Raw genomic sequence first — 26,578 nt, 5'->3', positions numbered from 1 at the left:
TGCACGTGGAGAGAACAATAAATGTTGAGATCCCTGAAATTAACCGCTTTGGTCATGGGCATGATCGGTGCGGCACACGCGATGGCGGCGGGCCCGGACCTGACCGTGGTGTCCTTTGGCGGGGCGAACAAGGCCGCGCAGGCCAAAGCGTTCTACGCACCGTGGGAAGCGGCAGGCAACGGCAAGATCGTGGCGGGCGAATACAACGGCGAGATGGCCAAGGTCAAAGCCATGGTCGACACCAAGAGCGTGTCCTGGGACCTGGTAGAAGTTGAATCGCCAGAACTGTCCCGTGGTTGCGACGAAGACATGTTCGAGCAACTGGATCCGAAGTTGTTCGGCAAATCCGAAGACTACGTCAAAGGCGCTATTCAGCCGTGCGGCGTGGGTTTCTTCGTGTGGTCGACCGTGCTGGCCTACAACGCCGACAAACTGGCTTCCGCACCGACCAGCTGGGTTGATTTCTGGGACACCAAGAAATTCCCGGGTAAACGTGGCCTGCGCAAAGGCGCCAAGTACACCCTGGAATTCGCTTTGATGGCCGACGGCGTCGCGCCTAAAGACGTCTACAAAGTGCTGGCTGGCAAAGACGGTCAGGACCGCGCGTTCAAGAAACTCGATGAACTCAAGCCAAACATCCAGTGGTGGGAAGCCGGCGCACAACCGCCGCAATACCTCGCTTCCGGTGACGTGGTCATGAGCTCGGCCTACAACGGCCGGATCGCTGCCGTGCAGAAAGAAAGCAACCTGAAAGTCGTGTGGAATGGCGGCATCTACGACTTCGACGCATGGGCAATCCCGAAAGGTCTGGACAAGGCACGCGCTGAAGCTGCGAAGAAATTCATCGCCTTCTCGGTGGCGCCGCAGCAGCAGAAGACCTACTCGGAAAACATCGCTTACGGCCCGGCCAACACCCAAGCCGTACCGTTGCTGGCCAAGGATGTCCTGAAAGACATGCCGACCACCCCGGAAAACATCGCCAACCAGGTGCAGATCGACGTCAGCTTCTGGGCTGACAACGGCGAGCAACTGGAGCAGCGCTTCAATTCCTGGGCTGCGAAGTAAGCACGACCCTGTGGTTTGAACACCGCAATCCTTGTGGGAGCGAGCTTGCTCGCGATAGCAGTGGGGCAGTCAACATCGATGTCGGATGGAATGCCCCCATCGCGAGCAAGCTCGCTCCCACAGGTTGTTTGTATGCCTCTGTAACGATCAAAGATTTCCGGAGTACGCCATGGCCACCGCCATTCCCCTGAACGCGGGCGCTGACCCCACCTTGAAGCAGCGGCTCAAGCACGCCGAGCGGATCAACCGCTGGAAGGCACAGGCCTTGATTGCGCCCTTGGTGCTGTTTCTGTTGCTGGTGTTCCTGGTGCCCATCGTGGCGCTGCTCTACAAAAGCGTTGGTAACCCGGAAGTGGTCGGCGGCATGCCGCGCACCGTGGCGGCCATCGCCAGTTGGGATGGCCGCGGCCTGCCCGCTGAACCGGTTTACAAAGCAGCCAGCGAAGACCTCGCCGAAGCCCGCAAGAATCAAACCCTGGGCGATCTGTCCAAGCGCTTGAACATGGAGTTGGCCGGCTACCGCAGCCTGCTGACCAAAACCGCACGCGCCTTGCCGTTCACCACTGAGCCGGCCTCTTATAAAGAAGCACTCGAAGGTCTCGACGAGCGCTGGGGCGACCCGGCCTACTGGCAAGCGGTACGCCGAAACACAAGCAATATCACGCCGTACTACCTGCTGGCGGCCGTCGATCACCGCATCGACGACCTCGGTGAACTGGCCCCGGCCACGCCCGATCAGGCGATTTACCTCGACATCTTCGCCCGTACCTTCTGGATGGGTTTGATCATCACCGGCATCTGCCTGCTGCTGGCGTATCCGCTGGCCTACTTGCTGGCGAACCTGCCATCGCGCCAAAGCAACCTGCTGATGATTCTGGTGCTGCTGCCGTTCTGGACATCGATCCTGGTGCGAGTCGCCGCGTGGATCGTGTTGCTGCAATCGGGGGGCTTGATCAACAGCGGCCTGATGGCGATGGGCATCATCGATAAGCCGCTGGAGCTGGTGTTCAACCGCACCGGGGTTTACATCTCCATGGTGCACATCCTGCTGCCGTTCATGATTCTGCCAATCTACAGCGTGATGAAAGGCATCTCGCCGACCTACATGCGCGCCGCGATTTCCCTCGGTTGCCACCCGTTCGCCAGCTTCTGGCGGGTGTACTTCCCGCAGACCTATGCCGGTGTCGGCGCCGGTTGCCTGTTGGTGTTCATCCTCGCGATTGGCTACTACATCACCCCGGCGTTGCTGGGCAGCCCGAACGATCAGATGGTCAGTTACTTCGTCGCTTTCTACACCAACACCAGTATCAACTGGGGCATGGCGACCGCACTCGGTGGGCTGCTGCTGTTGGCGACTGTGGTGCTTTATCTGATTTACAGCTGGCTGGTGGGCGCCAGTCGCCTGCGCCTGAGCTAAGGGGAGAATGAAATGCTGAGTCCTTATATGTCGCCCATTGAACGGGTGTGGTTCTACAGCTTGCGGATTCTCTGCGGCCTGGTTCTGCTGTTCCTGATTCTGCCGGTGCTAGTGATCATTCCGCTGTCGTTCAACTCCGGCAGCTTCCTGGTGTACCCGCTGCAAGGTTTTTCGCTGCACTGGTATCAGGACTTCTTCGCTTCGGCCGAATGGATGCGCTCGCTGAAGAACAGCATCATCGTCGCCCCGGCGGCGACGGTGCTGGCGATGGTCTTCGGTACGCTGGCGGCGATCGGCCTGACCCGTGGCGACTTCCCCGGCAAAGCGCTGGTCATGGCGCTGGTGATTTCGCCGATGGTGGTGCCTGTGGTGATCATCGGTGTGGCGAGTTATCTGTTTTTTGCCCCGCTGGGGTTGGGCAACAGCTTCTTCTCGTTGATCGTGGTGCATGCGGTGCTGGGTGTGCCGTTCGTGATCATCACCGTGTCGGCCACGTTGCAGGGCTTTAACCAGAACCTGGTGCGCGCCGCCGCCAGCCTCGGTGCTTCGCCACTGACGGCGTTCCGCCGGGTGACGTTGCCGCTGATTGCGCCAGGCGTGATCTCGGGTGCGCTGTTTGCCTTTGCAACGTCGTTCGATGAAGTGGTAGTGACGCTGTTCCTCGCAGGTCCTGAACAAGCGACCTTGCCTCGGCAGATGTTCAGCGGCATCCGCGAAAACCTCAGCCCGACCATCGCCGCCGCAGCAACGCTGCTGATCGCTTTCTCGGTGATCCTGCTGCTGACCCTGGAATGGCTGCGTGGCCGCAGCGAGAAACTGCGCACCGCCCAGGTCTGATCCCCCCACAATGATCGTTCCCACGCTCCGCGTGGGAACGATCGGCAGTCGGGGCTCGGTCATTCACAGGCTGAATAGCAGACAAACCCCAATCCCCAGCTACTCTTGTGCCCAGCTCCCCTATTTATAAGAGGCTGCGCGCATGAGTCTTTCCTCTTTCAAAATCGCTCACAAACTGATCACCGGCGCTGGAGCCATCGAGCAACTGGCCGCTGAACTGAACCGCCTGGACATCGACAACCCGCTGATCGTCACCGACGCCGCCCTAGTCAAATCCGGTACGGTCGAGCTGGCGCTGGCGCAGTTGGGCGATCGAACCTACGAAATCTTCGATCGTGTATTGCCAGACCCGGAAATCGCCATCGTCGAAGACTGCATGCGGGTTTATCGCGAAGGCGGGCACGACGGTCTGATTGGCCTTGGCGGCGGCAGCGCCATCGACATTGCCAAAAGTGTCGCGGCCTACGCCGGTTACCACGGCGCGCTGGAGGATTTGTTCGGCGTCGATCAGGTGCCGCGCAAAGGTCCGCCGCTGATCGCCATCCCGACCACGGCCGGTACCGGATCGGAAGTGACCAACGTTGCCATCCTCTCCGACAAGGTCGCGCAGCTGAAAAAAGGCATCGTCAGCGACTATCTATTACCGGACGTCGCGCTGGTCAGCCCGCAAATGACCCTGACTTGCCCGCGCAGTGTCACCGCCGCCAGTGGCGTCGACGCATTGGTGCATGCCATTGAATCCTACCTGTCACTCAACGCCTCGCCGATTACCGACGCGCTGGCCATCGGCGCGATCAAGCTGATCGCCAAGGCACTGCCCAAGGCGTACTCCAACCCGTCCAACCTGCAAGCCCGCGAAGACATGGCCACCGCCAGCCTGATGGCCGGCATGGCATTCGGCAATGCCGGTGTTGGCGCGGTGCATGCGTTGGCGTATCCGCTGGGCGGGCGGTTCAATATCGCCCACGGCGTGAGCAATGCCTTGCTCCTGCCTTATGTCATGACCTGGAACAAGATGGCCTGCGTCGAGCGCATGCAGGATATTGCCGAGGCCATGGGCGTGAAGACCGCTCATCTGAGCGCCACTGACGCGGCCGACAAAGCCGTGGAAGCGATGACCGAACTGTGCGCCGCCGTGGAAATTCCGCTGGGCCTGCGCAGCTTTGGCGTTCCCGAGGATGCAATTCCGGCGATGGCCGTGGAAGCGGCAGGGATTGAGCGCTTGATGCGCAACAATCCACGCAAATTGAGCGCGATTGATATCGAGAAGATCTACCGCGCGGCTTACTAGGGGCTGGCCCAATCATCGCGGTCACGGTGCGCGCGCCAAAGCATGAGGTATACAATGCGCGCCATCGTGATTCTGTTCAAAAAAGGTGCGTCATGCAGCCCTTCGTCATTGCTCCATCGATCCTCTCCGCCGACTTCGCCCGCCTGGGTGAAGAAGTGGACAACGTCCTGGCCGCTGGCGCCGACTTCGTGCACTTCGATGTCATGGACAACCACTACGTGCCGAACCTGACCATCGGCCCGATGGTCTGCGCTGCGCTGCGCAAGTACGGCGTGACCGCGCCTATCGATGCACACTTGATGGTCAGCCCGGTGGATCGCATCGTCGGCGACTTCATCGAAGCGGGTGCTACCTACATCACCTTCCACCCGGAAGCCACGCAGCACGTCGACCGCTCCCTGCAGTTGATCCGCGAAGGCGGTTGCAAGTCGGGCCTGGTGTTCAACCCGGCGACGCCGCTGGATGTGCTCAAGTACGTGATGGACAAGGTCGACATGATCCTGCTGATGAGCGTCAACCCGGGCTTCGGCGGGCAGAAGTTCATTCCCGGCACCCTCGACAAGCTGCGTGAAGCACGCGCGCTGATCGATGCGTCCGGCCGTGACATTCGCCTGGAAATCGACGGTGGCGTCAACGTGAACAACATTCGTGAAATCGCGGCGGCGGGCGCGGACACCTTCGTCGCCGGCTCGGCGATCTTCAATGCACCGAATTACCAAGAGGTGATTGAAAAGATGCGTTCCGAACTGGCGTTGGCTCGTCCATGAGTGGCTTTGAGCAGCTGTTCCCGGGGCGTTTGCCGCGGCTGGTGATGTTCGATCTGGATGGCACGCTGATCGATTCAGTCCCTGACCTCGCGGCGGCTGTGGATAACATGTTGCTCAAGCTGGGGCGTGAGCCGGCCGGCATCGAGTCGGTGCGCGAGTGGGTCGGCAACGGCGCGCCGGTGCTGGTTCGCCGTGCGCTGGCCGGTGGCATCGACCATTCGACCGTCGATGACGGTGAGGCCGAGGGCGCGCTGGAGATTTTCATGGAGGCTTACAGCCAGAGCCATGATCTGACGGTGGTGTACCCCGGTGTGCGCGACACCCTGAAGTGGCTGAACAAGCAGGGCGTGGAAATGGCGCTGATCACCAACAAGCCGGAGCGCTTCGTCGCGCCGCTGCTGGATCAGATGAAAATCGGCCGCTACTTCAAATGGATCATCGGCGGCGATACCTTGCCGCAGCAGAAACCTGACCCGGCTGCGCTGTTCTTTGTGATGAAAATGGCCAACATCCCGGCCTCGCAATCATTGTTTGTCGGCGACTCGCGCAGCGACGTGCAGGCGGCGAAAGCAGCGGGGGTCAAGTGCGTCGCCCTCAGTTATGGCTACAACCATGGCCGGCCGATTGCCGAAGAATCGCCAGCGCTGGTGATCGACGATCTGCGCAAGCTAATTCCCGGTTGCCTGGATCCAGCCGCTGAGATAACGTTGCCCGACGTTGCTCAATCCCCTTCTGGAAACGCCATCGTGGTGGTCACTCGCAAACTCTGGATGAAAGTCATCAAGGCCCTGGCCCGCTGGCGTTGGCGCGCCTGACTCGATTCTGGCCGGCTCGCCGGCGCGTTTGCATACCTGACTGTTAGCACCTCAAGCCACGAGGCTACCCCATGATCCGTGAAGAATTCCTGCGTTTGGCCGCTGCCGGCTATAACCGTATCCCGATGGCCTGCGAAACCTTGGCCGACTTCGACACTCCGCTGTCGATCTACTTGAAACTGGCCGACGAGCCCAACTCTTACTTGCTGGAATCGGTACAGGGCGGGGAGAAGTGGGGCCGTTATTCGATCATCGGCCTGCCATGCCGCACCGTGCTGCGGGTTCACGATCATCACGTGAGCGTGACCCACGACGGCGTCGAGATCGAAAGCCATGAAGCCGAAGACCCACTGGCATTCGTCGAAGCATTCAAGGCCCGCTATAACGTGCCGACGATCCCGGGCCTGCCACGCTTCAACGGCGGGCTGGTGGGGTACTTCGGTTATGACTGCGTGCGGTATGTGGAGAAGCGCCTGGGCAAATGCCCGAACCCGGATCCACTGGGCGTGCCGGACATTCTGCTGATGGTGTCCGACGCGGTCGTGGTGTTCGACAACCTCGCCGGCAAGATGCACGCCATCGTTCTGGCCGACCCGTCACAGGCCGAGGCTTTCGAGCAAGGTCAGGCACGCCTGGAAGCGCTGCTGGAAAAACTCCGTCAACCGATCACGCCGCGCCGTGGCCTGGATTTCAGCAAGCAACAATCGGCTGATCCGGTGTTTCGCTCCAGCTTCACCCAGGACGATTACGAAAAAGCCGTCGACACCATCAAGGAATACATCCTGGCCGGTGACTGCATGCAGGTCGTCCCGTCCCAGCGCATGTCGATTGACTTCAAGGCTGCGCCGATTGATCTGTACCGCGCGCTGCGTTGCTTCAACCCGACGCCGTATATGTACTTCTTCAACTTCGGCGACTTCCATGTCGTCGGCAGTTCGCCGGAAGTGCTGGTACGGGTCGAAGACAACCTGATCACGGTGCGCCCGATCGCCGGCACCCGCCCACGCGGGGCCAACGAAGAGGCCGACCTGGCGCTGGAAAAAGACCTGCTGTCGGACGACAAGGAAATCGCCGAACACTTGATGCTGATCGACCTGGGCCGTAACGACACCGGTCGGGTTTCCGAGATCGGTTCGGTGAAGCTCACCGAGAAAATGGTCATCGAGCGTTATTCCAACGTGATGCACATCGTGTCCAACGTCACCGGTCAATTGAAGGCCGGGCTGACGGCGATGGACGCACTGCGGGCCATTCTGCCGGCGGGCACGTTGTCGGGCGCACCGAAGATTCGCGCGATGGAAATCATCGACGAACTGGAACCGGTCAAACGCGGCGTCTATGGCGGAGCGGTCGGTTACTTCGCGTGGAACGGCAATATGGACACTGCGATTGCGATCCGCACCGCAGTGATCAAGGACGGCGAACTGCACGTTCAAGCCGGTGGCGGCATCGTCGCCGACTCGGTGCCGGCGCTGGAATGGGAAGAAACCCTGAACAAGCGCCGCGCGATGTTCCGTGCCGTGGCCCTGGCCGAACAGACCCCGGACAGCTAAGTTTACGCAAAAAACCTGTGGGAGCGAGCTTGCTCGCGATGGCGATCTATCAGTCAACATAGATGTTGAATGTCCCAGCCTCATCGCGAGCAAGATCTCTCCCACATGGACTTTCATCAGCATAAAAAAATGCGGCGCCTGTGAGGGCGCCGCGTTTTTTGTTGCCTGGGATCTAGAAGTCCAGCGCAACCCCGAGATTAATGCCTTGCTGGGTGAAGTCATCATCCTTGCGAATGTCGTAGCTGGCGCGCAATGACAGGTCCTTGGTGAGGTTATGGCTGACGCCCAGGTTCAAGCGGTTCAGGTTGGACTGCGGGGTGTAGCCGGCCAGGGTGTAGTGGTTGTTTGGAAGACTGTTGAGGTTCATGGTCACATTCTGGGTGTCGTCGTTGTACTCGCGCTCGCGGGCCAGTTCGCCAAACACTTGGGTTTGCGTGGTGATCTGGTACTTGCCCTGGATTCCGAGGCCAAGACGCCGGGAAATGCGTGACTGGTCGTCATAGGTCAGCGCGGTGGAGTCGGCGCCGTTTTCCGAGTAACCATTCACTTCAACTTTCGAGAAGTCCGAGCTCACGAATGGCGACAAGTGCCACGGGCTGCTCGCCTCTGGCGCGATGTCGTAACCCAGGCGGCCACTGATGGCGACCAGGTAACCGTCGGTGTCGCCTTTCTCCCCGCGTTCGTTGACCCCCAACTGGAATTTGCGTTTGAGGCTATCGTAGTCCAGATGCCCGGCCGTCAGCGCCGCGTCACCCCAAATGCGATTCTGCTGGTATTGGGCGAAAGCGGTGCCCAAGTAGGTGTTGAGTTTGTAATCCGAATCTTTATCGCCGGCTTCGAGTTTCTGGTTATAGAAGCCCGCCGCCAAGCCAACGCGCCATGCGTCGTTGAGCCGATAGCTGCCACCAATGTTCACGTTGGCGCCATTGCCGTCAGCACTCGCCCCACTGCGCTGGCTGTCGAAATCCTGGTGTTGGCCGCCGGCGGCGACAATCGCCCGCCATTGACCCACGCCTTGCCAATTTTCCCAATCGGCCAGCCACTGGTTACGCAACTCGTCCTGATGAGAACGCAAAGTGCCCTGGGCCATTTGTGGCAACAGGCTTGCTTCCCATGGAGCGGACAGCAGCGAGTACGCGTAATCGGCAATCAAGCGTTGCCCGGCTTCGGTCGGGTGCACCGAGTCGTTGTAGATCAGTTTGGTCGGGTCCGGGGTGGCACTGTTGATGCCGTATCGGGCGTTCTCGGTGCAACTGTCGCCGCTGAAGCAGGTGGCACTGAGGTTCTGGTCGGTAGCCAGGCCGAACTGGCCAGGGTTGGCGAATGTCTCTTTGAGCAGTACCGGAATGTTCAGCGGGATGATGTTGGCGTTAATGCCCTGCAGTTGGCTGACCAGTTCAGTGTTGAACTGGGAACTGAGCTGGGACGTGAAGGCCTGCAAAGGTGTGCCGTTGAAGGCCGGGGTAAAGCCAATATCCGGCAGCAACCAGACCATGATGTAGCGGGCCCCGGCCTGCTGCAGGGTTTGCACGCTGCTGGCCAGGCGATCGGCGGCGGCGCTGGCTTGAGGCAGGCTGGTCACGCGCCCCTGCAGGAAGTCATTGCCGCCTCCCGAGAGGTAATAGAGCGCATTCGGGTCGGCGCGGAAATTGTTCGACGGCAGATAGCCCGCGCGGGTGCGTTCGCCGGTAGCGGAGGTGCTGGTGATCGAGTCGAGAATCTGATCGGTGCGATAACCGCCGACAGCCCAGTTGTTGCCATCGGGCAGGCCTTCGCTGGCACGTACTGCAGAGGAGGATGACGCCGTCTGATCCGGCGAGAACCCCAGTTTCCCTCCAAGGACCTGGGTGGCGTTGAGCGAACGGACTTCACCGCTGCCATCCAGATACACCGGCCCTGTACGGTTGGTATAGCGCTCCGTCGCCCCGGCGGGTCCGCCGGTATCGGCAAATGTGCCGGCGTCATTGAGGCTGTCGCCGAAGACGATGAAATTGGTGTAGGGATTAGGCGAGGCGTTCGCCTGGGCGCAGGCCATCGCGAGCAGGCATCCTGCGAGTGGTACAAACAACGTCTGTTTGATCATGAGCAAGTCCGTTTTATTTATTGTTTTAGTAAACGAAACGACAGTACCAAAAACTTCCAGCGTTTTGCCATCGGTCGCGAACCCTTCGATTGTTTCGCGAGCTGTCACTCCGGCCATATTGCACGCTCTGCCCAGCTAAGTTACTGTGCCGAGACGTATGAATGAGACCTTCCCCGTGTTGATCATCAGCAAACTCCTGGATCAAGTCATCAAGGCACATGCCCGCTGGCGTTGGCGCGCCTGAATCTTTTCTGCCGGCCTGGCCGGACCTGTACCGCTTTGCCTTCTTCACCCGTTAGACATACCGCTTTGCTGGCGCATCTTGCGACAGACAAAGTGCAGGACGCTGCGGGTAATCGTTCGAAGGCTGTCTTAAAAGTCAGTGAATTCAAGAGGTTCTAAACGCCATGTTGCTGATGATCGATAACTACGACTCTTTTACCTACAACGTTGTGCAGTACCTTGGTGAGCTCGGCTCCCAAGTCAAAGTCGTGCGCAACGATGAACTCACGATTGCCGAAATCGAAGCCCTTAACCCCGAGCGTATCGTCGTGTCCCCCGGTCCTTGCACCCCGACCGAAGCCGGCATCTCGATCGAAGCGATCAAGCATTTCGCCGGCAAGCTGCCGATTCTGGGCGTCTGCCTCGGCCACCAGTCCATTGGCCAGGCGTTTGGCGGTGATGTGGTCCGCGCCCGTCAAGTCATGCACGGTAAGACTAGCCCGGTATTCCATGAGGACAAGGGCGTATTCGAAGGCCTGAATCTTCCGTTGACGGTAACGCGCTATCACTCGCTGATCGTCAAGCGCGAAACCTTGCCCGATTGCCTGGAGCTGACCGCCTGGACCCAGCTCGAAGACGGCTCGATCGACGAGATCATGGGCCTGCGCCACAAGACGTTGAACATTGAAGGTGTGCAGTTCCACCCTGAGTCTATCCTCACTGAACAGGGCCACGAGCTGTTCGCCAACTTCCTCAAACAAACCGGCGGCACGCGCTAAGGACTTTCCATGAATATCAAGACAGCCCTGAGCCGTATCGTCGATCACCTCGACCTCAGCACCGATGAGATGCGCGATGTGATGCGCGAAATCATGACCGGGCAATGCACGGATGCGCAGATCGGCGCGTTCATGATGGCCATGCGTATGAAGAGCGAGAGCATCGACGAAATCGTTGGCGCCGTGTCGGTCATGCGCGAACTGGCAGACAAGGTCGAACTCAAGACCCTCGACGGTGTGGTCGATGTCGTCGGCACCGGCGGCGATGGTGCGAACATTTTCAACGTGTCGACGGCTTCCTCTTTCGTCGTGGCGGCTGCCGGTTGTACCGTGGCCAAGCACGGTAACCGTGCGGTATCCGGCAAGAGCGGCAGTGCCGACTTGCTGGAGGCCGCTGGTATTTACCTCAACCTGAGTCCGGTCCAGGTGGCGCGCTGCATCGACAACGTCGGCATCGGTTTCATGTTTGCCCAGACCCATCACAGTGCCATGAAGCACGCTGCCGGTCCGCGCAAGGATCTTGGTCTGCGTACCCTGTTCAACATGCTCGGCCCGCTTACGAATCCGGCCGGCGTGAAACATCAGGTGGTGGGCGTGTTCAGTCAGGCGCTGTGCCGGCCATTGGCCGAAGTCTTGCAGCGTTTGGGCAGCAAGCACGTGCTGGTGGTGCACTCCAAGGATGGTCTGGACGAGTTCAGCCTGGCGGCGCCGACGTATGTGGCAGAACTGAAGAATGACCAGATCACCGAATATTGGGTCGAACCTGAAGACCTGGGCATGAAGAGCCAGAGCCTGCATGGCCTGGCGGTAGAAAGCCCGGCGGCTTCCCTTGAGCTGATTCGCGATGCCCTGGGCAAACGCAAGACCGAATTTGGCCAGAAAGCCGCCGAAATGATCGTGCTCAATGCGGGTGCCGCACTGTATGCAGCCGACCTGGCGACCAGTTTGAAAGAAGGCGTTGCCCTGGCGCACGATGCGCTGCACACAGGCCTCGCCCGGGAAAAACTCGAGGAGTTGGGTGCATTTACCGCGGTATTCAAAGTGGAGAATGAGGGATGAGTGTACCGACGGTTCTGGAAAGCATTCTGGCTCGCAAAGTCCAGGAAGTTGCCGAGCGTAGCGCCCGTGTGAGTCTGGCGGAGCTGGAAAGCCTGGCCAAGGCGGCCGATGCACCCCGTGGTTTTGCCAAGGCATTGATTGCTCAGGCCAAGCTGAAACAGCCGGCAGTCATTGCCGAGATCAAAAAAGCATCACCGAGCAAAGGCGTGATTCGCGCGAATTTCGATCCCGCCAGCATTGCCAAGAGTTACGAGAAGGGCGGCGCAACCTGCCTGTCAGTGCTCACCGATGTCGATTTTTTCCAGGGCGCCGATGCTTACCTGCAACAGGCCCGGGCGGCATGCAAACTGCCAGTGATCCGCAAGGACTTCATGATCGATCCGTACCAGATCGTCGAAGCCCGTGCCTTGGGTGCTGACTGTGTGCTGTTGATCGTCTCTGCACTGGACGATGTGAAGATGGCCGAGTTGGCGGCCGTGGCCAAAAGCGTCGGCCTCGACGTGCTGGTGGAAGTGCACGACGGCGACGAGCTGGAGCGGGCCTTGAAAACCCTCAACACGCCGCTGGTTGGTGTGAACAACCGTAACCTGCACACCTTCGAGGTCAGTCTGGAAACCACCCTCGATCTGTTGCCGCGCATCCCTCGTGATCGCCTGGTGATTACCGAAAGTGGCATTCTCAACCGGGCCGATGTCGAGTTGATGGAAATCAGCGATGTGTATGCGTTCCTGGTCGGCGAGGCGTTCATGCGCGCCGAAAGCCCGGGCACCGAGTTGCAGCGCCTGTTCTTTCCTGAACGTGGTACTGCAGTGAGTGGTTCTACACTCGACTGACAACATCTTCGCAGGCAAACCCGATTCCCTGTGGGAGCGGGCTTGCCCGCGAAGAGGTCATCAAGCCCCCCCAAAAGACTTCATGTCTTACGGAATCGTCCATGTTCCAGCCAATCTCTCTGACTGTCGAAGCCGGCCTGCAAGCCGAGCAAGATCTGTTGGCTCATGTCTGCACCGGCGATTCGGACTTTGGCCTGCTGTTCTGGCAGCCCAATGATCGGGCGCTGGTGATGCCGCGCCGCTTGAATCGTCTGCCAGGTTTCGAAGCCGCCTGTGAAGTTTCGGCAGCGGCCGGTTGGCCAGTGTTGCTGCGAGAAACCGGTGGTGAGCCGGTGCCGCAATCCGCATCGACCATCAATATCGCTCTGGTCTACGCACCTCCGCGTCGTGAGGGTGACCAGAACCGGATCGAAACCGCCTATCGCCGACTCTGCGATCCGATTTGCCAGTTGCTTGATGAGTTGGGTGGCGTTTCGTCCCTGGGTGAAGTGGACGGCGCATTTTGCGATGGCCGTTTCAACGTCAACCTCGACGGTCGCAAGATGGTCGGCACCGCTCAGCGCTGGCGTCAGAGCAAGGGTGGTCAGCGTCCGGTGGGGTTGGTGCACGGCGCTTTGTTGCTCGATAACGAGCGAGAGTCGATGGTCGCAGCGGTCAATCGCTTCAATCAAGCGTGCGGTCTGGAGCAGCGGGTTCGCGCCGAAAGCCACATTGCCCTGCATGAGAAGTTTGCCGCGCCTGACGCATTGGAGCGGCTTGACGCGTTGTATCGCCAGTTGCTGGCAGACATGCTTGAGGCTTGAGTTTTCGAACTAGCGTGTACCGAAGACCACCATGGTCTTGCCTTTGACGTCCACCAGGTTGCGCTCTTCGAGATCCTTGAGTACGCGACCGACCATTTCACGCGAGCAGCCGACAATCCGGCCGATTTCCTGACGGGTCACTTTGATCTGCATGCCGTCAGGGTGAGTCATCGCGTCCGGTTGCTTGCACAACTCCAGCAGGCAGCGTGCGACGCGACCGGTCACATCGAAGAATGCCAGGTCGCCGACCTTGCGCGTGGTGTTGCGCAAACGTTGTGCGATTTGTCCGCTGAGTACGTAAAGAATGTCTGGATCTTGTTGGGACAGCTCACGGAATTTCGCGTAACTGATTTCCGCCACTTCACATTCGATCTTTGCCCGCACCCAGGCGCTGCGTTCCTGTTCAAGCCCCGCTTGTTCAAACAGCCCCAACTCACCGAAAAAGTCCCCGGAGTTCAGGTAGGCGATGATCATCTCGCGGCCGTCATCATCCTCGATCAGGATCGTGACCGAGCCTTTGATGATGAAGAACAGCGTGTCCGAGCGATCACCTGCACAAATGATGTTGCTCTTGGCCGCATAGCGACGGCGCTGGCAATGCATCAACAGCTTGTCGAGGTTCTTGATCTTGGGGGTTGGGGCAATAGCAACCATGGTTGTATCCCGAAAGGCTTCACGGTGTGTTTGGTTTTTTTATGAGTCGTTGACAAGGTTGCTGCAAAGCTGGCTATGCGCCAGCGAATTGGCGCCAGCTTAACAGACGCTTCCTGCATTTTTCGAGAAATTACCTACTGCCCGGAAGGTTATGCCCTACAAAGCCAGGGCACTGTCAATCACGGGCCCTGTGCTAAGCTGGCGACCCTTTTTTATACAGTGGAGTCTTGGCGATGAAGGCACGCATCCAATGGGCTGGCGAAGCCATGTTCCTCGGTGAATCCGGTAGCGGTCACGTCGTGGTCATGGACGGTCCGCCCGATGCCGGCGGTCGCAACCTGGGTGTCCGGCCAATGGAAATGCTCCTGCTGGGTGTCGGCGGTTGCAGTAATTTCGACGTAGTCAGCATCCTCAAGAAGTCCCGTCAGGCCGTCGAAAGCTGTGAAGCCTTCCTCGAAGCCGAGCGTGCGACCGAAGATCCGAAGGTCTTCACCAAGATCCACATGCACTTTGTGGTCAAGGGGCGCGGGCTCAAGGAAGCTCAGGTCAAGCGCGCGATCGAGCTGTCTGCGGAGAAGTATTGCTCGGCCTCGATCATGCTCGGCGCGGCCGGCGTAGCCATCACCCACGACTACGAGATCATCGAACTCGGTTGATGTGACATTCAACTATCATAAAAGCAGTGCAGAATCTGGCGATCTCAAGTTGACGTCTGCACAATGCGCCACTTTTTTCTGGGGCGTGGCCCGTCACCCGACAGGCCCCGCGCCCGAACAGATAACCAAAGTCGCCATCGCGAAGAGGTGTTAACCGTCCTACGCAGCTGCGTTGTTCGCATCTGACGGGCATGCTTGATCACGCGGCCCGGGCCGCATACATAGAGAGTCTTTAACGGTGAAAAGCAAACTCAAGCTCCACGGGTTCAATAACCTGACAAAGACCTTGAGCTTCAATATCTATGACATCTGCTACGCGGAAACCCCGCAAGACCAACAGGCTTACGTCGAGTACATCAATGAAGAGTACAACGCGAAGCGCCTGACGCAGATCCTCACAGAAGTTGTCGATATCATTGGTGCCAACATCCTGAACATTGCCAGTCAGGACTACGACCCACAGGGCGCCAGCGTCACGATTCTGATATCGGAAGAGCCGGTGACCCCGACTGAAAGCCAGATCGAAGAGTCCCCAGGCCCGTTGCCCGAAATCATCCTGGCCCACCTCGACAAGAGCCACATCACGGTGCACACCTACCCGGAAATCCATCCGGTCGACGGTATTGCAACCTTCCGTGTGGACATTGATGTGTCGACCTGTGGCGTCATTTCACCGCTTAAAGCACTCAACTTCCTGATTCACCAGTTCGATTCGGACATCGTGACTGTGGATTATCGCGTGCGCGGTTTCACCCGTGACGTTGAAGGCAAAAAGCACTTCATCGACCACGAGATCAATTCGATCCAGAATTACCTTTCCAAAGACACCCGCGACGCGTACCAGATGACCGACGTGAACGTGTATCAGGAAAACCTGTTCCATACCAAAATGCTGCTGAAGAACTTCGAACTGGACAACTACCTGTTCGGCGACGCGACCAGCAGCCTGTCTTCTGAGCAGCGCGCTCAGGTGACCGACCGTGTGAAACACGAAATGTTGGAAATCTTCTACGCGCGCAATATGTCGAGCTAAGATTTTCGAGCACAAAAAAGGCGACTACCTCACGGCAGTCGCCTTTTTTCATGATTGTGTCTACAGGTCAGATTCGATAAGTGCTCTTGGTCATCACTTTGGCCAACAGACTCATCCCGAATTTCACCGGCGCCGGAAAACGAAATCCTCCCGCATCCAGCGCGCTTTCTGCGTGATGTTCTTCATCAATACGCATCTGCTCAAGAATGGCCCGGGACTTCTCGTCCTCGGCCGGAAGTTGCTCAAGGTGTTCGTTCAGGTGCTTGCACACTTGATGCTCGGTCGCGGCAACGAAACCCAGGCTGACCTTATCGCTGATCAGTCCGGCCACCGCGCCGATCCCGAACGACATGCCATAGAACAGTGGATTGAGAATACTGGTATGGCTGCCCAACTGGTGGATGCGTTGCTCGCACCAGACCAGGTGATCGATTTCTTCTTCGGCCGCATGTTCCATGGCTGCACGCACGTGCGGCAGCTTGGCGGTCAGGGCTTGCCCCTGGTACAGCGCCTGGGCGCAGACTTCGCCGGTGTGGTTGATGCGCATCAGACCGGCCACGTGCCGGGTGTCTTCGTCGCTCATTTGCGCATCCGGCTGAACAATCGCAGGCGACGGACGGTACGGTTGGCCACTGAAGGGCAGCAAGGTACGCATCGCGGCATCGGCTTGCAGCAGTAGACGGTCAATCGGCGAGTAGTGACGTTGGGTAGTCATGCTGACCTCCGGGAAGAATCTCGGCGGTCAGTTTAACCCAATCGGCCGGGGAAGGTTTGCGCTGGGTCATTGTGAAGCAGGCGCATTGCCAAGAGCCCCTGTGGGAGCGGGGTTGCTCCCACAGGATGGCTGAAATCAGCCCGGCGGCCAGTGCATCTGGCGCTGGCCGAGCACATGCATATGAATGTGATAGACGGTCTGCCCGCCCAATTCATTGCAGTTCATGACCACGCGGAAACCGTCTTCGCAACCCAGCTCCTTTGCCAGACGCTGGGCGGTGAACAGAATATGCCCGGCCAGTGCCTTGTCGTCCTCGGTGAGGTCGTTAAGGGTGCGCACCGGTTTTTTCGGAATGACCAGAAAATGCACCGGCGCCTGTGGGGCGATGTCGTGGAAGGCCAGTACCTGGTCGTCCTCGTAAATGATCTTGGCCGGGATTTCCCGGTTGATGATCTTGGTGAACAGAGTATCCACAGCTGTTTTCTCCGTTGATTGGGCTGGCCTGAGTGTACTCATGGGTTATCCCCGAGCCCAGCCCTGCCTTTTATCAGCGCGGGCAGTAGGCCTTGTTGACCATGCCGGTAATTGTGCGGTTCAACCAGCGAGAGCCGAGCCGCGGCAGAAAGGCGCGCCAGCGGTTGCCTCGACCCGGAATGATGATCGCGCGATCTTTCTCCAGGGCCCGTACGGTATACAACGCTACCTCTTCCGGGCTCATCAGCATTTTACTGTCGGCCAGTTTGCCGGTATCCAGTTGCGCCGTACGGAAGAACCCGGTGCGAGTCGGGCCCGGGCAGAGCACCGAGACCTTGACCGCACATTTCTTCAGCTCGACGCGCAAGCCTTCGGAAAAGTGCAGTACATAGGCTTTGCTGGCGTAGTAAGTGCTCATCCACGGGCCGGGTTGGAATGCTGCCATTGAAGCGACGTTGAGAATCTGCCCGCCCCCCTGCAAGGCCATGCTGTTGCCAATGGCATGGCACAGGCGGGTCAGCGCCAGGATGTTCACTTCGATCAGGTCCTGCTCGGTCATCCAGTCCTGGGCCAGAAATGGACCGCAAGTGCCGATACCGGCGCAGTTGACCAGCAAATCGATTTGCCGGTCTCCTTCTTCCAGTTCCAGCAGGAACCCCGACAGCCGTAACGGTTCACCAAGGTCGCAAGCGCGAAACAACACTTCCACGCCAAACCGTTGAGTCAGCTCAATCGCAATACTTTCCAGCTGATCACGCTGTCGGGCCACCAGAATCAGGCTGCGGCCGCGCCGGGCCAGCGCTTCGGCCATCGCCAGGCCGATGCCGCTGGAAGCGCCAGTGATCAGAGCGTAACGGGTCATGCAGTTCTCCATCGCAACAGCTCCGCGCCGGCGACGCAGGTGTCACGGGCGGGGAGCGCTGTTCATTCTTTTGCAGAGTCTACAGGGGCCGGGGCTTCTTCGGCTTCATCGTCTGCGGAATCGGGTACTTGTTCAGCCTCTGCGGCGGGCTCTACTTCAACGTCTTCGGTGGTAACCGAGCTGCTGTCATAGCTGGTTTGTGCAGCGTTTTCGTACTCGTTCTGGATAGCAGTGATGCCGCCCGCCAGTGCGCCAATAAAAATGAGCGCGATGAACACGACCCAAAGTGAAGACAAGACCTTGACCGCAGTGCTGTTGGGCGGAGGCGGTGCGCCATAGCGATTGGCAATGTTGGTGCCGGGCACGACCATGATGACCAGTGGAAAGAAGCTGCCCACGAACGGTACAAGGTTCAACAGCCAGAGCCAGCCGGACCAACCGATGTCATGCAGGCGCTGAACACTGAACTGAACGCTGACGACCGCCAAGGCGATGAACAGGATAAAAGCAACCAGGCCTCCAAGAATAAGGCCTGCGGTGGAATCGGCGCTGATGATGGCAAAGGCGAAAATCGCCAATACCGAGCCGACGGCCAGTGTTACCAGCGTCAGGGCCATCGTCCAGGCGAGATAACGCAAGCGGCCGATGCGGCCTTCGATGCTGAAAGGCTTGAGTGTCGCGTAAGCGGGCAGGCTTTCGCCGACAGTGGACCGAGGCGGGGCGTACGGGGAAGCCGGGTCGGTGAAGACCGGCTGGCTGTTTGCGGGAGGGTGTTCGTGAGCGTCGGCCAGGTTCAGCTCGATGGACGGCTCGCTTTCTACCCGGGCATCGATGCCGGTTTTCTTCAGGGCCTGCAGGTAGGTTTGCGCGTCGGTGTGCGACAGGTCTTGTTTGAGCGTAACCGACTTGCCGGTGAACAGCCGTTCGACTGCAGCGACCTCGCTTTTGTACAGCGCGGCCAGATTCAGTTTGGCGGTTGTGACGTCAACACCTGGCAGCAAAGCGCCGTCGAATACGATCTTGAAACGGTTGTCGCTCATTGCGAGGCATCCTTGTCGCGAATAATTGAGTTTTAAGAGCTTGCGGGTGTTAAGTGTAAGGCCAGCCAGGGCGGACTGGCCAAGCTTTCATTTCAGCGCGGCCAGCGTTTTGGCAACTGTGCTGCCAGTTCCAGTGCCTTGCGGTATTCGGCGTCCAGCCGTGCGACCAATTCATCGACACTGGGCAAATCGTCGATTTCGCCGACGCCCTGGCCTGCGGACCATACGGTCTTCCAGGCTTTGGCTTCATCGTTCAATGGTTTGAGCTTGGAGCCGAAATCCACTTCACCTTTGGCTTGTAGCGCCTTCATGTCGAAACCGGCAGCTTCCAGGCTTTGGCGCATGAAGCTGGCCGGTACACCCGATACCGCTGGAGTATGAATGATGTCAGCGGCTCTGGACGTTAGCAGCATCTCTTTGTAGGCGTCAGGGGCATGACTTTCAGTGGTGCCGATAAATCGCGTACCGAAGTAGGCCAAATCCGCACCGAGCAATTGTGCCGCGAGAATCTCGTGGCCATGGTTAAGGCAGCCGGCCAGCAGCAAGGTCTTGTCGAAGAACTGGCGGATCTCGGCAATCAGCGAGAACGGGCTCCAGGTCCCGGCGTGCCCACCGGCGCCGGCGGCCACGGCGATCAGACCGTCGACACCGGCCTCGGCCGCTTTCTCGGCATGACGACGGGTTGTCACGTCGTGAAACACCAAGCCGCCGTAGCTATGGACGGCATCGACCAGTTCTTTCACGGCACCGAGGCTGGTGATCACGATCGGTACTTTGTGCTCGATACAGATCGCCAGGTCGTCTTGCAGTCGCGGATTGCTGTTGTGAACGATCAGGTTCACAGCGTAAGGCGCCGGGTTCTCCAGTGTCGCCAAGCCTGCTTCGATCTCTTCCAGCCAGGCCTTGAAGCCGCTGCTCTCGCGCTGGTTCAGCGCGGGAAAGCTGCCAACTACTCCATTCCGACAGCAGGCAAGGACCAGTTGCGGGTTCGAAATCAGGAACATCGGCGCTGCCACCACGGGCAATCGCAAACGTTGTTCGAGCAAAGCGGGCAGCGACATTGGAAGTACCCCGGTGAGTTGTGCTTTTTAGAATGGCCGAACGACGACCAGAATGACGATAGCCAGCAATATCAGAACCGGCACTTCATTGAACCAGCGATAAAAGACATGGCTGCGGGTGTTCTCGCCACGGGCAAAGCGTTTTACCTGTGCGCCGCACATGTGGTGGTAGCCGATCAGGATGACCACCAAGGTCAGTTTGGCGTGAATCCACGCGCCCGAACTGAAGATGCTTGGGTTAAGCCAGATCAACGCAATGCCGAAAATCAGGGTAGCGATCATCGCCGGGCCCATGATGGCGCGGTACAACTTGCGCTCCATGAGGCTGAAGCGTTCTTTGCTGACGCTGTCCTCGCTTTGCGCGTGATAAACAAACAGGCGCGGTAGGTAAAACAGGCCGGCAAACCAGCAGACCATGCTGACGATGTGAAGCGCTTTGAGCCACAGATAAAGCATTTTTAGTTATTCCCAGGTTCACGGTAGTCCGGATAGTAGAGGCTTGTTCGGCCACACGTCACCTAAGCGGTTGTCGCAGGGCCGCGCGGCCCCTATTATCGACGGCTTTCCAGTGGGTTCGTTGAGGGCAGGTTTATGGTCAAGGTCGGTATCGTCGGCGGCACGGGTTACACCGGTGTCGAACTGCTGCGTCTGTTGGCACAGCATCCGCAAGCAGAAGTGGTCGTGATCACTTCCCGATCCGAGGCCGGTCTGGCCGTGGCTGATATGTATCCGAACCTGCGAGGCCATTACGACGGCCTGGCGTTCAGTGTTCCGGATATCAAGACACTGGGCGCTTGCGACGTGGTGTTCTTCGCCACGCCGCACGGTGTTGCCCATGCGCTGGCTGGCGAGTTGCTGGCAGCGGGCACCAAGGTCATCGACCTGTCGGCGGATTTCCGTTTGCAAGACTCTGCTGAGTGGGCCAAGTGGTACGGCCAGCCGCACGGTGCGCCGGAGCTGCTGGAAGAAGCGGTCTACGGTCTGCCGGAAGTCAATCGCGAGCAGATCAAGGACGCTCGCCTGATTGCCGTGCCGGGGTGCTACCCGACCGCAACGCAATTGGGTTTCCTGCCATTGCTCGAAGCGGGTCTGGCTGACACCACACGTTTGATCGCTGACTGCAAATCCGGTGTGAGCGGTGCAGGGCGTGGCGCTTCGGTCGGTTCGCTGTACTCCGAAACATCGGAAAGCATGAAGGCCTATTCCGTCAAAGGTCATCGTCACTTGCCGGAAATCCGCCAGGGTCTGCGTCGCGCAGCGGGCAAGGACGTGGGTCTGACCTTCGTACCGCACCTGACACCGATGATTCGCGGTATTCATTCGACGCTTTACGCCACTGTCGTGGATCGTTCGGTGGATCTGCAGGCGTTGTTTGAAAAGCGCTATGCCAATGAACCGTTCGTCGACGTAATGCCAGCCGGCAGCCATCCGGAAACCCGCAGCGTGCGCGGTGCCAACGTTTGCCGTATTGCCGTGCATCGTCCACAGGATGGTGATCTGGTGGTGGTGTTGTCGGTGATCGATAACCTGGTCAAAGGCGCGTCGGGTCAGGCGGTGCAGAACATGAACATCCTGTTTGGCCTGGATGAACGTCTGGGCTTGTCCCATGCGGGCATGCTGCCTTAAGGCGTCATCTCGCACAGCAAAAAGGCCCGTCTGACGGGCCTTTTTGTATTTCGGGCTGACAAATGTGTTGATTGATATACCGTAACAATAGTTGACCAATTTTCTAGGAGAAGCGGATAATGCGCGTCATCACGCATTATGGCGGCGTAACGCCGGGAGATAGTTAGCATGAGCGTCGAATCCTTCACCCCCACGGCTTTGCAATTCACCCACGGTGCCGCGCACAAGGTGAAGAGCCTGGTCGATGAAGAGGGGAATGATCGCTTGAAGCTGCGCGTATTCGTTACGGGCGGTGGTTGTTCAGGTTTTCAATACGGCTTTACCTTCGATGAAGAAGTGGCCGATGACGACACCATCGTCGAGCGCGAAGGTGTGAGCCTGGTGGTCGATCCGATGAGCTTCCAGTACCTGGCGGGTGCCGAGGTGGATTATCAGGAAGGTCTGGAAGGTTCGCGCTTCGTAATCAAGAACCCGAACGCCAGCACTACCTGTGGCTGCGGCTCTTCGTTCTCGATCTGATCGCGCTTCACGGCATTATCAAGCGCCGCATGGCCTCCGGGCTATGCGGCGTTTTGCTGTGTGGCGTTTATGCCGGGTAGATAGCGCCGAGCACCCTCAGGCCTCGGGCGCCAGTGACGCTTGGGCGATTGGCGGCAATGCCTTCCAGGCAGCAATGGGCCAACCAGGCGAAGGCCATGGCTTCGACCCAATCCGGGTCCACCCCGTGCGTAGCGGTGCTGCCGACCTTCGCATTCGGCAACAGGGTAGCTAAACGCTTCATCAGCGTAGCGTTGTGCGCACCACCGCCACAGACCAGCAGTTCCTGAGTGTCCGACTGGGCGTGTTGCAGTGACTCGATGATGGTCAGTGCGGTCAGTTCAAGCAGTGTTGCCTGCACATTTTCGGCGGAGAAGGTTGGCAGTTTCGAAAGATGCTGCGTCAGCCATGGCAAGTTGAACACTTCGCGACCGGTACTCTTTGGGCCTTTGGTTACGAAAAATGGATCACTCAGCAACTCATTCAGCAGGATCGGTTCGACCTTGCCGCTGGCAGCCCATTGGCCGTCGCGATCAAAGTTTTCACCTCGCTGTTGGTGAATCCAGGCATCCAGCAGAACATTACCCGGGCCGCAGTCGAAACCGGCTACTGGCTTACCGGGTTCGATCAGGCTGAGGTTGCTGAACCCGCCCACGTTCAATACCGCGCGATTGCCTGCGTGCTCTTTAAACAATGCCTCATGAAAGGCGGGCACCAGCGGCGCGCCTTGTCCGCCGGCCGCAACATCACGGCTGCGGAAATCGCTGACCACCGTAATACCGGTCAATTCAGTCAGTAGGGCAGGGTTGCCGATCTGAACGGTGAAGCCGCGCGCCGGCTCGTGGCGGATGGTCTGCCCATGACTGCCTATCGCGCGAATGTGTTCAGGTTTCAGGTTCTGTTGGACGAGGAGAGCGTGAATGCCCTGTGCTGCCAGTTTCACCCAGTTCTGCTGAGCGATGGCGGAGCGGGCGATCTCGTCCGGGCCGCTGGCGCACAAGCCAAGCAGCTCGGCGCGCAGGGAATCGGGCATGGGGGTGTAGTGCGTGGCGATTAGATTGATCGCTGGAGTCAGCTCGATCAGCGCAATGTCCAGGCCATCGAGGCTGGTCCCGGACATCACGCCTATATAGAACGTCATGGCTTAGCGCTTGCTCGAAGCGAGCATGGTGGCCTTCTCTTGGTCCATGCGTGCCATCAGTGGTTGGCTTTGAGCCAGGAAACGCGCGCGTTCAGCTTTGGCGATCGGATCGGCCATCGGCAGCTTCTGGCCCAGCGGGTCTACGTGCACGCCATTGACCTGGAACTCATAGTGCAAGTGCGGACCGGTTGAGAGACCCGTCGTGCCAATGTAGCCAATCACCTGGCCTTGCTTGACGTTGCCGCCAGTCTGCACGCCTTTGGCGAAACCCTGCATGTGGCCGTACAGCGTCCTGTAGGTGTTGCCGTGCTGGATGATCACGGTATTGCCATAGCCGCCACGACGACCCGCCAACAACACTTTGCCGTCGCCCGCTGCCTTGATCGGTGTGCCGCGCGGTGCTGCGTAGTCGACGCCTTTGTGGGCGCGGATTTTGTTCAGGATGGGGTGTTTGCGGCCCATGGAGAATTTCGAGCTGATGCGGGCGAAGTCTACCGGGGTGCGGATGAATGCCTTGCGCATACTGTTGCCATCAGCGGTGTAGTAGCTGCTGTTGCCTTGTTTGTTGGTGTAACGCACGGCGGTGTACGTCTTGCCGCGGTTGGTGAAGCGTGCTGAGAGGATCGGGCCGTTGCCGACAGCTTTGCCGTTGACGACTTTCTGCTCATAGATCACGTCGAACTCGTCACCCTGGCGAATATCCTGGGCAAAGTCGACGTCGTAGCCAAACACGCTGGCCATGTCCATGGTCAGGCTGTGGGACAGGCCGGCACGCGCGGCAGACTGCGACAGCGAGCTGTTGATCACGCCATGAACGTAGGCAGATCGTACGGTGGGCTTGGCGGTAATTCGATTGAACGTGTAGCCCTTGTCGTTCTTGGTCAAGGTGATGCTTTCGAGGTCGCTGACCTTGCTGTGCAAGTTGGTCAACTGGCCATCGGGGTTGAGTTCGAATTCGAGTTTCTGGCCGTGTTTGAGCTGGCTGAACTGCTTGGCCTGCTTGTCGCTGGCCAGGACTTCATGCACAGAGGCGGCAGGGAGCCCGACTTTCTCAAACAATGTAGAAAGCGTATCGCCTTTGCCAACGATCACTTCCCTGTGGTTTGGTGCCTTCTTCGTTTCGGCTGCGTGCGCAGGTGCCGGTGCGGCCTGGGCGGTTTCCTGAGTATCTTCTGCACTGTTTTCGATCTGCGCGAAAGGGGAGACTGCTGGCTCATTTGTGGCTTGAACGGCTTCAGCAGCGTCTTGATCTTGTGTCAGTTGTTCTGCGGGGCTTTCCAGTTCAAGACTCAGGGTCGTCTTTTTGGCTTCTACATCACTGGAAGGGAATACCAGAAGCGCCAGACTCAATAGAGCGGCGATACCACTTGCGGCTAGCAGGTGGGTCTTCGGGTAAAGCGGGGGCGCTTTAGACGATTCTTTGGTCATAAGTAATTTTTGACTTTGAAAAAGATGAATTGGAAAAGATGAATGACATGATGAAGATGAAATAACTGTATAAAATATAACCAAATCATCTCTGAAGCAAGTCCGCGGACGCTCTGTCACCGGATTGGCGTCATTGCGCCGGCAAAACTTTGTATTTGACGCGTGATCTTGTATGGTTGGTTCCCTTTGAATTCGAGCCTTGCGGGTCTGTTATGAAGTCGGTTGAAGAGCAGCTAGCGCTGATTAAACGTGGTGCGGAAGAACTGTTGGTCGAGTCCGAGCTGATCGAAAAGCTCAAGCGTGGCCAGCCGCTGCGTATTAAGGCAGGCTTTGATCCGACTGCGCCGGATTTGCACTTGGGTCATACCGTGCTTATTAATAAGCTGCGCCAGTTCCAGGAGCTGGGGCATCAGGTGATCTTCCTGATAGGTGACTTCACCGGGATGATCGGCGATCCGAGTGGCAAGAGCGCGACGCGTCCTCCGCTCACTCGTGAGCAGGTTCTCGAGAATGCCGAGACCTACAAGACTCAAGTCTTCAAGATTCTTGATCCGGCCAAGACCGAAGTGGCGTTCAACTCCACCTGGATGGATCAGATGGGGCCCGCGGACTTCATTCGCCTGACCTCGCAATACACCGTGGCTCGGATGCTGGAGCGCGACGACTTCGACAAGCGCTACACCACCAATCAGCCAATTGCCATTCACGAGTTTCTCTATCCGCTGGTTCAGGGCTATGACTCGGTTGCATTGCGCGCGGATGTCGAGCTGGGCGGTACCGATCAGAAGTTCAATCTGCTGATGGGGCGTGAGTTGCAGCGCGGCTATGGTCAGGAAGCTCAATGCATTCTGACCATGCCTTTGCTCGAAGGTCTGGATGGCGTGAAGAAGATGTCCAAGTCCTTGGGCAATTACGTCGGTATCCAGGAAGCGCCAGGTGTCATGTACGGCAAGCTGGTTTCTATTCCGGATGCCTTGATGTGGCGCTACTTCGAGTTGCTCAGCTTCCGTTCCATGGATGAGATCAATACGTTCCGTGCCGATGTAGAGGCGGGTGCCAATCCGCGCGATATCAAGATCAAGCTGGCTGAAGAGATCGTTGCGCGTTTCCATGGTGACGAGGCTGCGGCCAATGCCCATCGTGCAGCGGGTAACCGTATGAAGGAAGGTGAGTTGCCGGATGATCTGCCGGAGATCGAATTGACTGCGGCGGAAGACATGCCGATCGCTGCTGTCCTTAATAAGGCGGGCTTGGTCAAGAACTCGGCTGTCGCTCGAGATCTTCTCGGCTCTGGTGGTGTGCGTATAGATGGCGAGGTCGTCGATCGCTCCTTTATATACGTACTGGGCGCGACCCATGTTTGTCAGGCTGGGAAGAAGGCATTTGCGCGTATTACGCTCAAATCTGAATAAAGCTGAAAATAGGTGTTGACGGCAGATTCTGGAAGTCTATAATTCGCCCCACTTCCGGCGCAGTCGAAAAGGAAAACTCCTTGGTAAACAAAGAGTTACGCAGTTTTCGACAGCGAGTTGCTTCAGGTCATCGAAGCCCAGAAGGAGTCGGTAAGGCAGGTGGGTTTGGCCTTATAGACGTTTCGATCTTCTCGGTCGAAAGCGGAGAAAAAGAGGTGTTGACAGCAGCGAGTAACGCTGTAGAATTCGCCTCCCGCTAACGAGAGATCGGAAGCGCAAGTGGTTGAAGTTGCAAAGGAAACTTTGAAAACTTCTGAAAATAACCACTTGACAGCAACAGAGGCTGCTGTAGAATGCGCGCCTCGGTTGAGACGAAAGATCTTAACCAACCGCTCTTTAACAACTGAATCAAGCA

26 protein-coding genes and 1 pseudogene are annotated in these 26,578 nt (G+C 58.4%); 16 read left to right on the top strand and 11 right to left on the bottom strand.

The window, feature by feature from the left end; translation table 11 throughout:
• Nucleotides 1–21: 21 nt before the first annotated feature.
• The 7 genes from QRN31_RS14215 to trpE all read left to right on the top strand — a co-directional run bounded on the left by QRN31_RS14215 (nucleotide 22) and on the right by trpE (nucleotide 7,745).
• Complete coding sequence (locus QRN31_RS14215) at nucleotides 22–1,065, top strand: ABC transporter substrate-binding protein (RefSeq protein ID WP_222588693.1); 1,044 nt, start codon at nucleotides 22–24, stop codon at nucleotides 1,063–1,065.
• 169 nt (nucleotides 1,066–1,234) lie between these two features.
• Complete coding sequence (locus tag QRN31_RS14210; RefSeq protein ID WP_285432598.1) at nucleotides 1,235–2,482, top strand: ABC transporter permease; 1,248 nt, start codon at nucleotides 1,235–1,237, stop codon at nucleotides 2,480–2,482.
• A gap of 12 nt (nucleotides 2,483–2,494) precedes the next feature.
• Nucleotides 2,495–3,319 (top strand): ABC transporter permease, encoded by an 825-nt coding sequence (locus tag QRN31_RS14205; protein ID WP_090179144.1) that lies wholly within the window; start codon nucleotides 2,495–2,497, stop codon nucleotides 3,317–3,319.
• Nucleotides 3,320–3,461: 142 nt separating this feature from the next.
• Nucleotides 3,462–4,610 (top strand): iron-containing alcohol dehydrogenase, encoded by a 1,149-nt coding sequence (locus QRN31_RS14200; protein WP_285432597.1) that lies wholly within the window; start codon nucleotides 3,462–3,464, stop codon nucleotides 4,608–4,610.
• A 92-nt stretch (nucleotides 4,611–4,702) separates the two neighbouring features.
• Nucleotides 4,703–5,377, top strand: coding sequence for a ribulose-phosphate 3-epimerase (rpe, locus tag QRN31_RS14195; protein ID WP_008035979.1), 675 nt, complete (start codon nucleotides 4,703–4,705; stop codon nucleotides 5,375–5,377).
• Entirely contained in the window at nucleotides 5,374–6,192 is an 819-nt protein-coding gene (locus tag QRN31_RS14190) for a phosphoglycolate phosphatase (protein ID WP_285432596.1), read from the top strand. Before rpe ends, QRN31_RS14190 begins: the two co-directional genes overlap by 4 nt.
• Nucleotides 6,193–6,263: 71 nt before the next feature.
• Nucleotides 6,264–7,745, top strand: a complete 1,482-nt coding sequence (gene trpE / locus QRN31_RS14185; RefSeq protein WP_285432595.1) for an anthranilate synthase component I — start codon at nucleotides 6,264–6,266, stop codon at nucleotides 7,743–7,745.
• 172 nt (nucleotides 7,746–7,917) lie between these two features.
• Here the strand turns inward: trpE and estP are convergent, their stop codons facing one another.
• Complete coding sequence (estP, locus tag QRN31_RS14180; RefSeq protein WP_285432594.1) at nucleotides 7,918–9,828, bottom strand: esterase EstP; 1,911 nt, start codon at nucleotides 9,826–9,828, stop codon at nucleotides 7,918–7,920.
• A gap of 407 nt (nucleotides 9,829–10,235) precedes the next feature.
• On the opposite strand from estP, the gene QRN31_RS14175 reads away from it, so the two are divergent.
• From QRN31_RS14175 to QRN31_RS14160, 4 genes are all read left to right on the top strand, one after another.
• A complete protein-coding gene (locus tag QRN31_RS14175; RefSeq protein WP_285432593.1) occupies nucleotides 10,236–10,829 on the top strand; it encodes an aminodeoxychorismate/anthranilate synthase component II in 594 nt (197 codons plus the stop codon).
• Nucleotides 10,830–10,838: 9 nt separating this feature from the next.
• The gene (gene trpD / locus QRN31_RS14170; protein ID WP_090179161.1) at nucleotides 10,839–11,888 is read left to right on the top strand and encodes an anthranilate phosphoribosyltransferase; all 1,050 of its coding nucleotides are present in this window, start codon (nucleotides 10,839–10,841) and stop codon (nucleotides 11,886–11,888) included.
• On the top strand, nucleotides 11,885–12,721 hold the full coding sequence (trpC, locus tag QRN31_RS14165) for an indole-3-glycerol phosphate synthase TrpC (RefSeq protein ID WP_285432592.1): 837 nt from the start codon (nucleotides 11,885–11,887) through the stop codon (nucleotides 12,719–12,721). The genes trpD and trpC overlap by 4 nt, the downstream gene beginning before the upstream one ends.
• A 101-nt stretch (nucleotides 12,722–12,822) precedes the next feature.
• Nucleotides 12,823–13,524, top strand: a complete 702-nt coding sequence (locus tag QRN31_RS14160; RefSeq protein WP_285432591.1) for a lipoate--protein ligase family protein — start codon at nucleotides 12,823–12,825, stop codon at nucleotides 13,522–13,524.
• Nucleotides 13,525–13,533: 9 nt separating this feature from the next.
• On the opposite strand, the gene crp is transcribed toward QRN31_RS14160, so the two are convergent.
• Nucleotides 13,534–14,178, bottom strand: a complete 645-nt coding sequence (gene crp / locus QRN31_RS14155) for a cAMP-activated global transcriptional regulator CRP (RefSeq protein WP_201116036.1) — start codon at nucleotides 14,176–14,178, stop codon at nucleotides 13,534–13,536.
• 233 nt (nucleotides 14,179–14,411) lie between these two features.
• On the opposite strand from crp, the gene QRN31_RS14150 reads away from it, so the two are divergent.
• The gene (locus tag QRN31_RS14150) at nucleotides 14,412–14,834 is read left to right on the top strand and encodes an OsmC family protein (protein WP_007941657.1); all 423 of its coding nucleotides are present in this window, start codon (nucleotides 14,412–14,414) and stop codon (nucleotides 14,832–14,834) included.
• Nucleotides 14,835–15,072: 238 nt separating this feature from the next.
• Nucleotides 15,073–15,867, top strand: a complete 795-nt coding sequence (speD, locus tag QRN31_RS14145; RefSeq protein WP_222588682.1) for an adenosylmethionine decarboxylase — start codon at nucleotides 15,073–15,075, stop codon at nucleotides 15,865–15,867.
• Between the two features lie 67 nt (nucleotides 15,868–15,934).
• On the opposite strand, the gene coq7 is transcribed toward speD, so the two are convergent.
• From coq7 to hemJ, 6 genes are all read right to left on the bottom strand, one after another.
• Complete coding sequence (gene coq7 / locus QRN31_RS14140) at nucleotides 15,935–16,582, bottom strand: 2-polyprenyl-3-methyl-6-methoxy-1,4-benzoquinone monooxygenase (RefSeq protein ID WP_090179176.1); 648 nt, start codon at nucleotides 16,580–16,582, stop codon at nucleotides 15,935–15,937.
• A 135-nt stretch (nucleotides 16,583–16,717) separates the two neighbouring features.
• The gene (locus QRN31_RS14135) at nucleotides 16,718–17,056 is read right to left on the bottom strand and encodes a histidine triad nucleotide-binding protein (RefSeq protein WP_047534088.1); all 339 of its coding nucleotides are present in this window, start codon (nucleotides 17,054–17,056) and stop codon (nucleotides 16,718–16,720) included.
• A 73-nt stretch (nucleotides 17,057–17,129) separates the two neighbouring features.
• Nucleotides 17,130–17,918 (bottom strand): SDR family NAD(P)-dependent oxidoreductase, encoded by a 789-nt coding sequence (locus tag QRN31_RS14130; RefSeq protein ID WP_285432590.1) that lies wholly within the window; start codon nucleotides 17,916–17,918, stop codon nucleotides 17,130–17,132.
• 62 nt (nucleotides 17,919–17,980) lie between these two features.
• Nucleotides 17,981–18,958 carry a DUF805 domain-containing protein gene (locus tag QRN31_RS14125; RefSeq protein WP_285432589.1) on the bottom strand — a complete coding sequence of 326 codons (978 nt, stop codon included), beginning with the start codon at nucleotides 18,956–18,958 and terminating at the stop codon, nucleotides 17,981–17,983.
• 92 nt (nucleotides 18,959–19,050) lie between these two features.
• Nucleotides 19,051–20,019 carry an NAD(P)H-dependent flavin oxidoreductase gene (locus QRN31_RS14120; protein ID WP_285432588.1) on the bottom strand — a complete coding sequence of 323 codons (969 nt, stop codon included), beginning with the start codon at nucleotides 20,017–20,019 and terminating at the stop codon, nucleotides 19,051–19,053.
• Between the two features lie 27 nt (nucleotides 20,020–20,046).
• Complete coding sequence (gene hemJ, locus QRN31_RS14115; RefSeq protein ID WP_090179192.1) at nucleotides 20,047–20,475, bottom strand: protoporphyrinogen oxidase HemJ; 429 nt, start codon at nucleotides 20,473–20,475, stop codon at nucleotides 20,047–20,049.
• Nucleotides 20,476–20,610: 135 nt separating this feature from the next.
• Here hemJ and argC point away from each other — a divergent pair, with 135 nt between their 5' ends.
• Together argC and erpA are read left to right on the top strand one after the other, a co-directional pair.
• Complete coding sequence (gene argC / locus QRN31_RS14110) at nucleotides 20,611–21,645, top strand: N-acetyl-gamma-glutamyl-phosphate reductase (protein WP_222588679.1); 1,035 nt, start codon at nucleotides 20,611–20,613, stop codon at nucleotides 21,643–21,645.
• A gap of 168 nt (nucleotides 21,646–21,813) precedes the next feature.
• A complete protein-coding gene (gene erpA / locus QRN31_RS14105; RefSeq protein WP_007947969.1) occupies nucleotides 21,814–22,164 on the top strand; it encodes an iron-sulfur cluster insertion protein ErpA in 351 nt (116 codons plus the stop codon).
• 67 nt (nucleotides 22,165–22,231) lie between these two features.
• Here erpA and QRN31_RS14100 read toward each other — a convergent pair whose 3' ends face one another.
• Both QRN31_RS14100 and QRN31_RS14095 read right to left on the bottom strand, forming a co-directional pair.
• Nucleotides 22,232–23,323 carry an anhydro-N-acetylmuramic acid kinase gene (locus tag QRN31_RS14100; protein WP_285432587.1) on the bottom strand — a complete coding sequence of 364 codons (1,092 nt, stop codon included), beginning with the start codon at nucleotides 23,321–23,323 and terminating at the stop codon, nucleotides 22,232–22,234.
• Nucleotides 23,324–23,326: 3 nt separating this feature from the next.
• Nucleotides 23,327–24,751, bottom strand: coding sequence for a peptidoglycan DD-metalloendopeptidase family protein (locus QRN31_RS14095; RefSeq protein ID WP_285432586.1), 1,425 nt, complete (start codon nucleotides 24,749–24,751; stop codon nucleotides 23,327–23,329).
• 212 nt (nucleotides 24,752–24,963) lie between these two features.
• Between QRN31_RS14095 and tyrS the strand changes: the two genes are divergently transcribed.
• Complete coding sequence (tyrS, locus tag QRN31_RS14090) at nucleotides 24,964–26,163, top strand: tyrosine--tRNA ligase (protein WP_285432585.1); 1,200 nt, start codon at nucleotides 24,964–24,966, stop codon at nucleotides 26,161–26,163.
• Between the two features lie 122 nt (nucleotides 26,164–26,285).
• On the opposite strand, the pseudogene QRN31_RS14085 reads toward tyrS, so the two are convergent.
• Nucleotides 26,286–26,578, bottom strand: a pseudogene (locus tag QRN31_RS14085) (hypothetical protein); the annotation flags it as partial.

The sequence above is a fragment of the Pseudomonas sp. fls2-241-R2A-110 genome (genome assembly GCF_030209165.1).
In the GTDB taxonomy this organism is placed as follows: domain Bacteria; phylum Pseudomonadota; class Gammaproteobacteria; order Pseudomonadales; family Pseudomonadaceae; genus Aquipseudomonas.
Note: the sequence above shows the minus strand (reverse complement) of the source record. Positions and strands in the feature narration are given on the sequence as shown.